Origin of the sequence: Nostoc sp. (assembly GCF_036919575.1) — a bacterium.
Classification (GTDB): domain Bacteria; phylum Cyanobacteriota; class Cyanobacteriia; order Cyanobacteriales; family Nostocaceae; genus Nostoc.
In genome coordinates this window covers 26491-39835 of the sequence record NZ_JBALBY010000042.1, presented here as the reverse complement: position 1 = coordinate 39835, position 13345 = coordinate 26491, and the positions used below count along the sequence as shown (strand labels likewise).

Sequence of the window (13345 nt, the reverse complement as noted above, 5' to 3'; positions counted from 1 at the left end):
GCTTAATACTATAGATTTTCATATCTGAAATCTGTTTCTTTTCAACTCAGCGTTGCTGAGTCTTTTCTTGTTGCCTAGTCTAAACTCCAGTTATTCTGGTTTGAATCTTTTTTTATCAAAATATTTGCTTTGTTTTAATTTTTAGGGCTGGCTTTAATAGCATCAGGAATTAAAGGATTAAAGCAATACTGGCAAGAATTTATAATTTTGCTTTTATCCTTATCTGATGGGTTACTCATATCGTTAGTTACAGCTAAAGTAGATGTTAGTTTATTCGCTGCTAAGGTTGCAAACTTTGTACTTTGGTATCTAGGTTTTGCCGTGTATCGTCAAGGTGTGAACGTCATTCTTCCCACAGGAGGTATCGAGATATATCCTGGTTGTTCTGGCTTAAATGCCATCTTATTATTATTATTACAATTATCACTGGTTTTTATTCTAGTATTTCCTATTAATATATTTCAGAAAATTGTATTACCAATTGTAGCTGTATCTCTAGCATTTATTATTAACGTTTTTAGATTGGTATTGATGACATTGCTAGTGGCAGACTCCAATCATCAAGGGTTTGAATACTGGCATGGGGAATCTGGAAATCAAATATTTTCTACAATTTCGATTTTAGCTTTCGGGTTTGTCTGTCATTGGATTCTAATAGAAAAGAAACCAGCATGATTAAAATTACTCAATCTAAAAAAGAAATGAGATTTTGGGTACATATCCGAATATCATTGCTGGCTGTAACTTGTGTTGGGGTTTTTTTGACCTTAGTAAAGTTAATATTTGATGCTGATGCTGCTAGTCATAAAGTAAGCGACTTTGTATTTCCAACCAATTTCTTATTAACAGACGGAAAAATCTTAGAAAGTCAATTATTAATTGATAAAGTGGTACAAGAATCAACAAAATATGATGTTGTTATTGCTGGTAGGCGCTATCGATATCGCTATAACAGCATTCCTGTGGATATAGAGATGCGTTATGTGGTAGGTACATTAGGGGACGTTGAAGGACTAATAAAAAATAATACCACTATAAATTTGCCTCCTGGTAAGGTATTTCAAACAGTACACCAGCAGCTAGGGATAGGATATTATGGTTTGTTTACCTATGAAAATAAGGCATATTTAAGTAGCTGTATGAATCCCCAAGGTGATGGTACAGTTACTACAGAACAATTTCTTCACAATAGACAGATTTACAATATTCGCTTAAATCGTTTTTTACCTTGGTTACTTGGTGAGCAAAGCTTTTTAGATAAACGTTGTTTATGGGCACATTTATCCATTCCTGTAAATAATGCTGACTATCAAAGTGCCTATCAATTATTAGAAAAGGCTTGGTTATCTTGCTATCGTTGGTGGAGTCCTCGCTTTCCTAAACATTAAATTTTCACAAACACAAATAGTTAATTATGAATAAATTAGAAAATGATTCCTGGCCTTCTATTTTTAATTTGCGCTTCATTGGTTACATATTATTAATATTGTCTTTTATTGATGTTGTCAATATTTTTATTCCCTTTCAGTTTACTAATCCTGTCTGGGAATTTCAAATGATCGGAGCGCTAGTAGAACATGCACCTTTACCTTTAATAGGATCAATGCTTGTATTTTTTGGAGAAATGAATTATCGGAGACAAGTAGAAATATATCTATTAAATTTTATTTCATGGGCTGCTCTATTAGCTGGGATTTTATTCTTATTGCTGCTGCCTTTGGGAATTAATAATACCTGGCGTATCGATAATCAAAATCGGATGCAAATTACAAATCATTCATCACAAGAAATGACCCAAATCCAACAAATTAAGAACGTGTTGAGTAAGGCGACAACAAACCAAGATATCAATCAAATCATAAAATCTTTAAACCCCCAAGAGAATACGCCAGAGTTAAAAAATCCTCAAGAGGTGAAAAGTCAACTTTTATCACAAATTTGGCAATTAGAAAAAAACACTAATAATCAAGCTCAAGTAGTATAAAATAATACACACAAAGAACTCATTAGAAATTCTCTAAAATGGAATTTAGGTGCTTTAATTTGTTCATTTGCTTTTATTTCGATTTGGCGTGTTACACACTGGGCACGTTGATCCTTTTGATTCCATTCGCTATCAACTTAGACAAAGCTTTACTTAGCCAGGACTTACGCACTCAAAACCTGAAACCTAGATCCCCCCTAACCCCCCGATAAATTGGGGGGAACCTTAAAAGCCCCCAATTTATCGGGGGTTGGGGGATCTCTTGTGCGTAAGTCCTATTAGCTTTTGGGAAATTATTAATTAAGTTAATATTAATTTACACTATGGTCAGCATTCACTCTGCCTTATTGATGAGTTATTACAAATTACAAAGCTCTCTGTGCCTCCCAAGCAGAGGGAGTTAAAGGTGAGTTACACTTCTTAAACCGATCTTAAATATTTAAGATTTTCTTTATAAATCAACCTTGAGGCCGTTATTAGCTGGTCATCCTGTCATAGTATGAAACATAAGAACACTATTCTTGTCTGTGTTCACTGATGCAACACGTAGAAGCAAATTTCTGAGTAAAAAAAGCTAGGGGTGTATTATCCATGCCCTTGACGATCCTTGTAGTGGATGATGATTTGGGCACTCGTCTGTCTGTTAGCGATTATCTTGAACTGTCTGGCTACTCAGTGATCACGGCTAATGACGGTCAAGAGGCTTTGATTATGGTGGATGAGTATCATCCTGATTTGATTGTCACGGATATTGTTATGCCACGGATGAATGGCTATGAATTGGTGCGCCGGGTGCGTCAACAACCAGTGTTTCGTTTATTGCCTGTAATTTTATTAACAGCCCGAACTAAGACCCAGGAAAGAATTCTGGGCTACCAGTCGGGGTGTGATTTATACTTACCCAAGCCTTTTGAACTGGAAGAGTTAGCAGCAGCAATCCGCAATCTTTTGGAGCGATCGCAAATCATTCAATCGGAGTATCGTTTTTCTCATAAAGAGAGTTTGGGCATTTCCGCCTCGACAAAAGCGGCGGATGTGCAGAATTCTCTGTCCACTCAAATTCAGAAATCCCATCTGCACTCATCCCTAACTCATAGAGAACAGGAAGTCCTTGAGTTATTGACTCATGGCCTTTCTAATGCCGAAATGGGTCATCAGCTACACCTGAGTCCTCGAACAGTGGAAAAGTACGTTAGCAGTTTATTGAGAAAAACCTCAACCAGCAATCGAGCGGAATTAGTGCGTTTTGCGATGAAGCATGGGCTGGTGGAATAAAAGTTAGGAGTTAGGAGTGAGGAGTTAGGAGTGAGGAGTTAGGAGTTAAACCAATTCGCAATAGAGCCTCCGGCACGCTACGCGAACGCAATTACGTTTTGTGACGTTCGCGGAGCGTCTCGTAGAGAAGAGTGCTGTTGTGGGGACGGTTTCCGACTCGCATTACTTCGGGGGATTTTAATTAGGCGTTCAATTCCTGCTGCCTGTCAAGAGGGGGGAATTACAGCAGAAATCATGTATTTGAACCACATCCGTCGTAGGGGCACAGCAGTGCTGTGCCCCTACCCGCGTGGTCTATTTACCTGAAAATAGCTGTAAACCCCCAAACTTTGTTAAAAGTGGGGAGTTAGAAGTTTTAACTCATAACTCATAACTCCTAACTTTTATCAACAAACCTTCACAAGCATCGATCAGTAAATCAATAACCTGATTAAATCCCTCTTGACCACCGTAATAGGGATCTGGAACTTCCTTCAGGGTGTGTCGAGAGCAAAACTCGCACATCAAACGCACTTTATGCTGATATTGCTTAGTTTGATCAAGAGCGAGAATGTTCTCATAATTTTCTTGATCCATTGCCAAAATCAGATCAAAGTCTTGAAAGTCTGACTTTTGAAACTGGCGTGCGCGACCACGCAATTTAATTCCCAACTTTGTAGCCGCCGCAGCACTCATGCGTCTGTCAGGTGGGCTACCAATATGATAACTAGATGTACCAGCAGAGTCACAGAGGATGCGTATGCCTTTGGCGTCGGCGCAGCCATCGCTCAAGCCAGCCTGCTCAATGAGATGATTCATAATGTTTTCTGCCGATGGCGATCGGCAGATGTTACCTAAGCAGACAAATAGCAACTTATAAGGCATAAATATTTCGTTGTCCTTTGTCAATAGTCATTTGTCCTTTGTCCAGTGACTAATGACTAATGACTAATGACTCTTGACTAAAATCCAGGAAGTTCCAACCCACTAGTTAATTCTTCCATACGTTCCCGCATTGTTGCAGTGGACTTGTTGTAGGCTTCTTTCATTGCCACTGTCACGAGATCGGAAAGTACTTCTGCACCTTCGCCTAAAGCATCTGGAGAAATTTCCACTCGCTTGGGTTCTTGGTTCCCACTGACAATCACCTTCACCAGACCACCGCCAGATTCTCCTTGAATCTCCATTTGCTCCAATTCTTCTTGGAGTCGCTTTGCGCCTTCTTGAACTTGCTGCGCTTTCTTAAAAGCTTCAGCCAATTCTTTCATTTTTCCTAAGCCAAAGCCAAATCCCTGTCCTTTTCCTGTCATAATTATTTGTACGCGTGTGCGTTGAATAACAAATCAAATTCAATTATAGATGCGGTAATTGACACTCCCCACGCTGAAGCGACGGGGATTCTTAGCTCATCGACGTGCCTTAAAATTGTCTATCCTTGCGGCAATACTTAAACCTCACACCCGTTCAATAGAACAAAATGCCGAGTCTAATTTAAACAACCCCAGGTGGCTCTCATCTCCTTAAGCGTTAGAGAATCGTTTCTCTAGTTCCCGTATGCCCTACGGTACTTTGTACAATCAATAAATAGTGTTGTTTACTGGTCTGAATGCGCGTTAGCATCCTAGCTTATGTTTATCGTGGTGTTTTCGCTACCCACTATCCATTATTATTTCCTAGCCAGTCGTTTTGGGGTTGGTTATCCATTTGTGCTAGCGGTTATTCTACCTGTGGCGTAATTCCTATTATAACCTCGAATGTTCATAGAATACTGACGGTGGTTAAAACCACCTGAGTCGTTTTTCATCCCCTACCTAAAGGACAGAATGCGGTACTGTGTACCTGTTCTTTAGGGGCTTTCAAACTTCCCAGTCTTTCTTGTAATTTGCCTGTTTTTTTACCAATAATTAATGCGTCATAAAATGGGGAGTAGGGCATTGGACATTGGTTATTTCTCCCTCATCTCCCTCATCTCCCCCACTCCCCACTCCCCACTCCCCACTCCCCACTCCCTACCCACACGCACCTTGAAACTCTCCGAGCATTTTGACTTCTGGCTCTAAATTAATAGACCAACGTTCTTGTACTTGATGTTGGATGTGGCGAATGAGACAGAAGATGTCACTAGCTTTGGCCCCACCACGGTTAACGATAAAATTAGCATGGAGTAGTGCTACTTGTGCTCCACCAATTTGGTAGCCTTTCAGACCAGTTTGTTCAATTAACCAGCCAGCACTGTAAGGTTTGGGATTGCGGAACACACTGCCACAACTGGGGAAGTTGTATGGTTGGGTGCTTAACCGATGCTTTTTGTGTTGTTTGGTGATTGCCACAACTTTTGCTGGGTCAGTACCTGGGGTGAGTTGTAATGTGGCTTGGGTGACTATGCGATCGCCACCTTGCAATAATGAAGTTCGGTAGCTATAACCTAACTGTTCCGGGGTCAGAGTTTCCAGTGTCCCATCGCGTGAAAGTACCTGGGCGCTAACTAACATATCTGCGATACAGCTATTATGTGCCCCGGCATTCATCACCACGGCACCTCCAGCTGTTCCAGGGATACCAACAGCCCACTCTAATCCTTCCCAGCCTAATTCTGCTGCTGCCCATGCCAAGCTGGGAATTGATTCGCCCGCAGCAACGGTTAATTGACCTGTCTCTGGGTCAAAGTAGCTGAAGCGGAGATGACGAGTCGCAATCACTAAACCTGTTATACCGCGATCGCTCACCAGCAAGTTAGAACCTGCTCCTAGTGTTGTCACCTTTAAGTCACGTTCTTTTGCGTATTTAAGACTTGCTTGCAGTGCTTCTAAGTTTCGGGGGGCAACATACAAATCAGCTGCTCCCCCAACTCTATAGGAAGTAAACGCTGACAAGGAAGCCTGGGGCTTGAGCGCACAATCAGTATTGGGTAAGCAAATTACTTCACTATCTACCGAATTAGTTGTTTGGTGTTTCTTTGTATTCAAAGCAGAAACCGTGCAGACGTTTCCAGCTGCCTGGGAAATTGTCATCTTTACTTTATATTGGTAAAATTTTTACATTTATTTACCGCAAAGATACGGTAATAGAGTTAACTTATGCAACCGTTGCTTTGCTCAGAAATAAAACTTCGCAAAGTCTCCACTTAAGATGTGGCTTTAGCAGGTTCGCAAAGTGTCGTAATTACTTCAGGAATCACCTGATTCAAGTTCCCAGCCCCCAAAAACAGCGCCAAGTCTCCTGGGCGTAGTGTTTGTAGCAGGTACTCATACACTGAGGGTAAAGTTGGTTGATAAACTACCTGGGAATGGTGTTTAGTAATTTCCGCCGCTAGCTGTTCACCACTAATTTGTCCTAAATTGGGTTCACCTGCACTGTAAATATCAGTCAGCACTACCAAATCAGCATGGGTAAAGGACTCGGCAAATTCTTCTAAAAAGGTCAGTGTCCGGCTATAGCGATGGGGTTGGAAGATGGCAACCACTCTTTGCCCTGGTCTTGCTTGTAAACGGGCTGCGGCGAGAGTAGCGCGAATCTCGCTGGGGTGATGAGCATAGTCATCGATGAAGGTAATACCATTGACTTCACCCCGGAACTCAAAGCGACGTCTTGCTCCTTCAAAGGTGGCAATACCTTTGGCAATTTCTCCAAATTCCAAACCCAAGACGCGACCAACAGCCACGGCTGCTAAAGCATTGCTGAGATTGTGCCGACTGAGCAGCCGCAACTTCAACACGCCCAAAGCTTTGCCTCTTTCCCAAACTAGAGCTGTGGTGCCATCAGCGCGATAATCAATATTGGTGACGGTGTAATCAGCGTCTGTATCTGAGTGTAAACTGTAGCTGATTGTGGGTTGCAAGCGATCGCGCACTGTCGCACAATCAATACTACCTATTAACGTTTTACAACCCCTAGCAAATGTCTGGAAGATGTCAATGACTTCTTCCAATGTATCGTAATGGTCAGGATGATCGAGTTCAATATTGGTGATGATGCCAATCTCTGGAGCGTGTTTTACCAAGGAACCATCAGATTCGTCTGCTTCGGCTACCAAATATTGGCTTTGTCCCAATCGAGCATTACCGGACCAAGCATTGACTTCGCCACCTACTAAAATCGTTGGGTCTAAACCAGCTTCCAAAAGCATATAGCCAATCATACTACTGGTTGTAGTTTTGCCGTGTGTTCCTGCCACTGCAATACTGTAGTAATCGGCAATTAAGGCGGCTAGTACATCTGAACGATGTAAAATTGGACAACCTAATTCCAGTGCTGCTTTGTATTCTAAATTATTCGTGTTAATTGCTGTTGAACAAATGACTTGAGGCAGTTTTGACTTACTATCAGTAGGTAATTGTTCTTGTGAATTTAATACTACTGCATTCGCCAATACCTGAGGGCGAAAGAATTCGAGATTGCTTGCCTCTTGTCTATCAAAAATATAAGCACCGATAGATTCCAACTTGTGCGTAATGTGGTTTGCACGAAGATCCGAACCTGATACTGGAAATTGACGCTTGGCGAGAACGTATGCCAGAGCAGACATACCTATACCACCGATGCCAATAAAATGAAATGGTCTACCACTAAAATCTACAGAATTAGTCATTTATTGCTCCTCTTACACCACACCACACCATAATCACAAATGACACGCGTATCATAACAGGAATTTGATTTTTACCGTAACTGCTCCTATATCATGTTTATGTTTGATGCCCAGATGATGTTTCGGCTCTGGTTTTCCTTGTTCAGAATGATTTTACCTTGGTTGGAGGTTTTTGCTATTTTTGAACTGTTGTTAAAATTATTCGGAAAATTTTGGGCGCATCGGGAAAGAAATTCTTGTAATGTCAAATACATATTTTTGGCTACCTTACTGGAATTGGCTACATAATACATTGTTTAGTGAAACTGATTTGAAATTGCATCAAGTCTAAGGGTGAATTGAGTACAATAGTACATTGGTAATGAAACTATTTTTCAATTGCATAAAACCCAGGCATAACTGGATGCAACAACTTGCAATTTTTGGTGGCACATTTGATCCAATTCATTGGGGACACCTGCTCGTAGGCGAGACAGCTTTGCATCAAGTATCCCTTGAAAAGGTAATTTGGGTGCCATCCCTAAATCCTCCTCACAAAGAAGCAGCTTTGTTTGAGCATCGTGTCCAAATGCTGCAATTAGGCATAAAAGATAACCCAGCGTTTACTGTCTCACTAGTGGAGGCAAATCGCTCTGGGACAACTTATGCCATTAACACCCTGTTAGACTTATCTGCTTCTTATCCAAATACTCACTGGTACTGGATTGTGGGTTTGGATGCTTTCCAAACCTTACCTCGTTGGTACCGTGGACACGAACTAGCACAAATGTGTGATTGGTTAATCGCACCCCGACTGCTAGGTGGTGAGACTATAACTCAAAGCAAATTAATCTGCAAGCAAGTGGAGGAAAAAATCAGGGAGCAGTCATATACCATTCACTGGCAACTCTTGAATATACCTTTAGTAGGAGTTTCGTCAAGTCTAATTCGCAAAATTTGCGGTGATAACTTCGTTAACGCCAAGGGCGATCGCCAGTCAATTCGTTACTTAGTCCCGGAATCGGTTAGATCATATATCACTAACAACAACCTCTACTCCCACAAATCTGAATAAATTATGTGTTTTTTTATTGATCTAACAGTTTATGGTTAAGAGTCCTTCCCCCCTTTGCGATATGATTGGGGTCAACGATATCAACATATAAGCATAAATACAGAGGGCAAGACACTGTGATTAGAGTTGCAATCAACGGTTTCGGGCGGATTGGACGTAACTTTGCGCGTTGTTGGGTGGGCAGAGAAAATAGTAAAATCGATCTTGTCGCTATTAATGACACGTCAGACCCTAGAACCAATGCTCACCTGCTAAAGTATGACTCGATGCTAGGCAAGATCAAGGGTGCTGAGATTAGTGCCGATGATAACTCGATCATCGTTAACGGTAAGACCATTAAGTGCGTATCCGATCGCAACCCAGAAAAATTGCCCTGGAAAGATTGGGGAATTGACCTAATTATCGAAGCAACCGGGGTGTTTACTAGCAAAGAAGGTGCGCTCAAGCATGTGAATGCTGGAGCCAAGAAAGTTCTGATTACCGCTCCTGGTAAAAACGAGGATGGCACTTTTGTGATTGGTGTGAATCATCACGACTATGACCACAACATACACCACATTATCAGTAACGCTAGCTGTACAACCAACTGCTTGGCACCGATCGCCAAGGTGTTGAACGATAAGTTCGGCATTATCAAAGGTACGATGACCACCACCCATAGTTATACAGGCGATCAGCGCTTGCTAGACGCTTCTCACCGGGATTTGCGACGGGCGAGGGCAGCAGCGATAAATATTGTACCCACCTCCACTGGTGCAGCAAAAGCCGTAGCGCTGGTAATCCCAGAGCTTAGAGGCAAGCTAAATGGCGTTGCCTTGCGTGTACCGACCCCGAACGTCTCAATGGTAGATTTCGTAGTTCAGGTTGAGAAGCGTACTATTACTGAAGAAGTTAATCAAGCTCTTAAAGATGCTGCTGAAGGTTCACTTAAAGGTATTTTGGCCTACAGCGAACTAGAATTAGTATCGTCTGATTATCAAGGTCATGATGCTTCTTCAATTGTCGATGCTAACTTGACTTTGGTCTTAGGTAATGATCTAGTGAAAGTTATGGCGTGGTATGACAACGAGTGGGGTTACAGCCAACGAGTTTTGGATTTGGCGGAATTGGTAGCCGAGAAGTGGGTTTAATTAGTCATTGGTCATTAGTCATTGGTCATTAGTCATTAGAAAAATGACAAAGGACAAATGACAAAGGACTATTGACCAAAGTGTTGAAATCCCTGGCTAAGACTCAGAACTTGGTCAGGAAATTTTTTTTGTTCGTCGTGCAATAATACTGTTGATCCGGCTGTAATTCTGCCCGCGATCGCAGCACCTTCACCAAGATGTTGCACTAAGGCTGATGCTAACTTTTGTGGTAAACACAGCACTAATTCAAAGTCTTCGCCACCGTATAGAGCATATTCTAGCGCTTGCTCTGGTGTCAGCCAATGGTTAAAAGTTTTTGGTACGGGAATTTGTCTGTGTTCTAAGACAGCGCCAACGCCACTGGCGCGGCAAATTTGGATAATCGCATCTGCTAAACCATCACTGCTATCCATACCAGAAATGGGCATTGGGCATGGGGATGCTAAGATTTTCCAGAGGATTGGTAAGACATCTAATCGTGGCTGTGGGCGTTGGTGTGCGTGGATTAGAGCCGTGCGTTCTGCATTTTTGAGGTTTTTTCCCAATTCGGGATGCAAAAGCAGTTCTAAGCCAGCGTGGGAGGCTCCATGAACACCTGTAACAACGATCGCATCTCCGACAACAGCAGCAGAACGGCGGATAATTTGACTAGGGTGAACTTGACCAAAAGCGGTAATTGCCAGAGTTGTCACAGGCGATCGCACAATATCACCCCCGACAATTGAGGTATTGTATTTTTGCAGGCATTCTGTCATTCCCTGGTATAGTCGCTCAACCCAACTCACCCTAACTTCACCGGGAAGTCCCAACCCGACAGTGATTCCCAATGGGGAAGCACCCATTGCCGCTAAATCTGATAAATTGGCAGCAGCAGCTCGCCAACCAGCATCTTCTGGGGAAGTGGTAACATCGCTAAAATGTACGCCATCAACCAGCACATCTGTAGTTACTACCAAAGATTGCTCTGGTGCAGTCACAAGTACTGCTGCATCATCCCCAATAATTTCTGGAGGACAGAAGCGCTGCAATCTTTCTAAAAGACCTTGTTCACCAATGTCTTTTACTTGTAGAGAAGATAACTCACTGTTCATTGGGCATTGGCCAAACAGGGCAATTCAATTTTAGATTTTGGATTGACGATTTTGGATTAAATTTCAATCTAAAATCCCAAATCTAAAATCCAAAATTCTTACTCCCCCTGCTCCTTTATCTGTCTCATTTCCCTAGCTTTACGATTTAAGATATGGGTATCGTTTAGGAGACAGTTGGAATGGTCAGTACACCAGTAACCAGCATCACCTTTGAGGAGTACTTAACCTATGATGATGGTAGCGATTTTCATTATGAACTGGTGGATGGCAAGCTAGAGCTAATGAATCCACCTACTATTGAACATTTCCTGATTGCCAAATTTCTTGAGCGATTATTAGATGCAGAAATCAAACGTGGTAACTCTACTTGGCTGTGTTTTCGGGAAAGTGGGGTGAGAACGGGTAGAAATAAATCTAGGTTGACTGATTTGTGTGTGGTGACACTTGAGCAAGCCAGAGAATTGTTAAATGCCTCAGCAGTATTTGAGTCACCCCCGTTACTAATTGTCGAGGTGGTCAGTCCAGAATCGGTGAAGCGGGATTATCGCCATAAGCGATCTGAATATGCAGCCTTGGAGGTTCCTGAATATTGGATTGTAGACCCACTGTCAGCGAATATTTCAGTGTTACTACTGGAAGATGGATTTTATGAAGAAACAGTTTTTACAGTCAATCAGCAAATTATATCGCGGACTTTTCCCGAATTAGCGATCGCAGTTGATCGGGTGTTCACCGCCGGGAAGCTGAGTTAGGGGAGTTAGAAACTAGAAGTTAAGAGTTAGTAATTATTCTCCCTCATTTCCCTACAACCATCATTTCTAATACTCCCATCTGGCATGATAGTGTTGCACAAGATAGTACCCTTCAGTCTACGTTCACTCAAGTACTTAGCCCCCATCAAATTGGCGTTGGTGAGGTTGGTATTGTAAAAGAAAGTTTCATCGAGAAAAGCTTCACTGAGATTGACACTCCTCAAGTCAGCACTATCAAATACAGTTTGCAACAAATCGGCACCACTCAGGTTAACATCCTTCAAAATAGCATTATTGAAACTGGCTTGATGCATACGAACACCGCTCAGGTCAGCTCCAGTGAGATTAGCTCCACTGAAGTCAATATCATCCAAAATGGCATTTCTCAAGTTAGCTCCACTCAGGTTGGCATCGCACAGTTCAACAGCTCCCAAATCAGATCCTTCCAAGTTGGCATCACTGAGATTGGCTCCACTCATATCTCCATCAAAACCAAGCCCTCTGAGATCAGCTCCACTCAAATCAATCCCAACCAAATCGGATTCATTACTGTAGCGCTTGATAAATTCCTCTCTGTCCATAACTTACTTATCTCTAGCATCCATTTACACTCCAGGGCAAACGCATTTAAATTACTCTTGATCGCAACCAACGTTAAGAACCAACGACAAAATCAGCATTTCTCGTTTGGTTTAGTTTCCAAGACTCAAAGCGATGTCTACGACGGTCTACGCTTACGCTAAAGATATGTCAAGAAGTAGTGATTAATGGGACTATTTTGGAGTTTATTGAGAATAGAATCCCTTTATTTACATGATGCGTTCGCCCTGCCCTTCATCCTCCTCACTTTACTGTTTAAGATCGGGGTATCGTTTAGGAGACAGTTGGGATGGTCAGTACACCAGTAACCAGCATCACCTTTGAGGAGTACTTAACCTATGATGATGGTAGCGATTTTCATTATGAACTGGTGGATGGCAAGCTAGAGCTAATGAATCCACCTACTATTGAACATTTCCTGATTGCCAAATTTCTTGAGCGATTATTAGATGCAGAAATCAAACGTGGTAACTCTACTTGGCTGTGTTTTCGGGAAAGTGGGGTGAGAACGGGTAGAAATAAATCTAGGTTGACTGATTTGTGTGTGGTGACACTTGAGCAAGCCAGAGAATTGTTAAATGCCTCAGCAGTATTTGAGTCACCCCCGTTACTAATTGTCGAGGTGGTCAGTCCAGAATCGGTGAAGCGGGATTATCGCCATAAGCGATCTGAATATGCAGCCTTGGAGGTTCCTGAATATTGGATTGTAGACCCACTGTCAGCGAATATTTCAGTGTTACTACTGGAAGATGGATTTTATGAAGAAACAGTTTTTACAGTCAATCAGCAAATTATATCGCGGACTTTTCCCGAATTAGCGATCGCAGTTGATCAGGTATTCACCGCCGGGAAGCTGAGTTAGGAGTTAGGAGCGCGTAGGGGCAATTCATGA

Annotated in this window: 14 protein-coding genes; 8 read left to right on the top strand and 6 right to left on the bottom strand. The window is 42.1% G+C overall.

Going from position 1 to position 13345, the window contains the following annotated elements; all coding sequences use genetic code 11:
- The first annotated feature begins 147 nt into the window (after window positions 1-147).
- The 4 genes from crtA to V7K27_RS12840 all read left to right on the top strand — a co-directional run bounded on the left by crtA (window position 148) and on the right by V7K27_RS12840 (window position 3259).
- Window positions 148-675 carry a cyanoexosortase A gene (gene crtA / locus V7K27_RS12855; RefSeq protein WP_334947681.1) on the top strand — a complete coding sequence of 176 codons (528 nt, stop codon included), beginning with the start codon at window positions 148-150 and terminating at the stop codon, window positions 673-675.
- The gene (locus V7K27_RS12850) at window positions 672-1388 is read left to right on the top strand and encodes a cyanoexosortase A system-associated protein (RefSeq protein WP_334947671.1); all 717 of its coding nucleotides are present in this window, start codon (window positions 672-674) and stop codon (window positions 1386-1388) included. Before crtA ends, V7K27_RS12850 begins: the two co-directional genes overlap by 4 nt.
- Before the next feature lie 26 nt (window positions 1389-1414).
- Window positions 1415-1984, top strand: a complete 570-nt coding sequence (gene hpsJ-A, locus V7K27_RS12845; RefSeq protein ID WP_334947669.1) for an HpsJ-like protein, cyanoexosortase A-associated — start codon at window positions 1415-1417, stop codon at window positions 1982-1984.
- A 591-nt stretch (window positions 1985-2575) separates the two neighbouring features.
- On the top strand, window positions 2576-3259 hold the full coding sequence (locus tag V7K27_RS12840) for a response regulator transcription factor (protein WP_334947667.1): 684 nt from the start codon (window positions 2576-2578) through the stop codon (window positions 3257-3259).
- Window positions 3260-3619: 360 nt separating this feature from the next.
- Here V7K27_RS12840 and V7K27_RS12835 read toward each other — a convergent pair whose 3' ends face one another.
- The 4 genes from V7K27_RS12835 to murC form a co-directional block, all read right to left on the bottom strand.
- Window positions 3620-4123: a low molecular weight protein-tyrosine-phosphatase gene (locus V7K27_RS12835; RefSeq protein ID WP_334947679.1), complete on the bottom strand. Its 504-nt coding sequence runs from the start codon at window positions 4121-4123 to the stop codon at window positions 3620-3622.
- A 77-nt stretch (window positions 4124-4200) separates the two neighbouring features.
- On the bottom strand, window positions 4201-4548 hold the full coding sequence (locus tag V7K27_RS12830; protein ID WP_292762183.1) for a YbaB/EbfC family nucleoid-associated protein: 348 nt from the start codon (window positions 4546-4548) through the stop codon (window positions 4201-4203).
- A 699-nt stretch (window positions 4549-5247) separates the two neighbouring features.
- On the bottom strand, window positions 5248-6249 hold the full coding sequence (gene murB / locus V7K27_RS12825; protein WP_334947665.1) for a UDP-N-acetylmuramate dehydrogenase: 1002 nt from the start codon (window positions 6247-6249) through the stop codon (window positions 5248-5250).
- 113 nt (window positions 6250-6362) lie between these two features.
- Window positions 6363-7826: a UDP-N-acetylmuramate--L-alanine ligase gene (gene murC, locus V7K27_RS12820; protein WP_334947664.1), complete on the bottom strand. Its 1464-nt coding sequence runs from the start codon at window positions 7824-7826 to the stop codon at window positions 6363-6365.
- A 403-nt stretch (window positions 7827-8229) separates the two neighbouring features.
- Between murC and nadD the strand changes: the two genes are divergently transcribed.
- Both nadD and V7K27_RS12810 read left to right on the top strand, forming a co-directional pair.
- Entirely contained in the window at window positions 8230-8880 is a 651-nt protein-coding gene (gene nadD, locus V7K27_RS12815) for a nicotinate (nicotinamide) nucleotide adenylyltransferase (RefSeq protein WP_334947662.1), read from the top strand.
- Window positions 8881-8996: 116 nt separating this feature from the next.
- On the top strand, window positions 8997-10010 hold the full coding sequence (locus V7K27_RS12810) for a type I glyceraldehyde-3-phosphate dehydrogenase (protein WP_334947660.1): 1014 nt from the start codon (window positions 8997-8999) through the stop codon (window positions 10008-10010).
- A gap of 68 nt (window positions 10011-10078) precedes the next feature.
- On the opposite strand, the gene thiL is transcribed toward V7K27_RS12810, so the two are convergent.
- Window positions 10079-11101: a thiamine-phosphate kinase gene (gene thiL / locus V7K27_RS12805; RefSeq protein WP_334947658.1), complete on the bottom strand. Its 1023-nt coding sequence runs from the start codon at window positions 11099-11101 to the stop codon at window positions 10079-10081.
- A 179-nt stretch (window positions 11102-11280) separates the two neighbouring features.
- On the opposite strand from thiL, the gene V7K27_RS12800 reads away from it, so the two are divergent.
- The gene (locus V7K27_RS12800; protein ID WP_334947656.1) at window positions 11281-11853 is read left to right on the top strand and encodes a Uma2 family endonuclease; all 573 of its coding nucleotides are present in this window, start codon (window positions 11281-11283) and stop codon (window positions 11851-11853) included.
- Window positions 11854-11879: 26 nt separating this feature from the next.
- Here the strand turns inward: V7K27_RS12800 and V7K27_RS12795 are convergent, their stop codons facing one another.
- Window positions 11880-12434: a pentapeptide repeat-containing protein gene (locus V7K27_RS12795; protein ID WP_334947655.1), complete on the bottom strand. Its 555-nt coding sequence runs from the start codon at window positions 12432-12434 to the stop codon at window positions 11880-11882.
- 308 nt (window positions 12435-12742) lie between these two features.
- Here V7K27_RS12795 and V7K27_RS12790 point away from each other — a divergent pair, with 308 nt between their 5' ends.
- The gene (locus tag V7K27_RS12790) at window positions 12743-13315 is read left to right on the top strand and encodes a Uma2 family endonuclease (protein WP_334947653.1); all 573 of its coding nucleotides are present in this window, start codon (window positions 12743-12745) and stop codon (window positions 13313-13315) included.
- The last annotated feature ends 30 nt before the right edge of the window (window positions 13316-13345 follow it).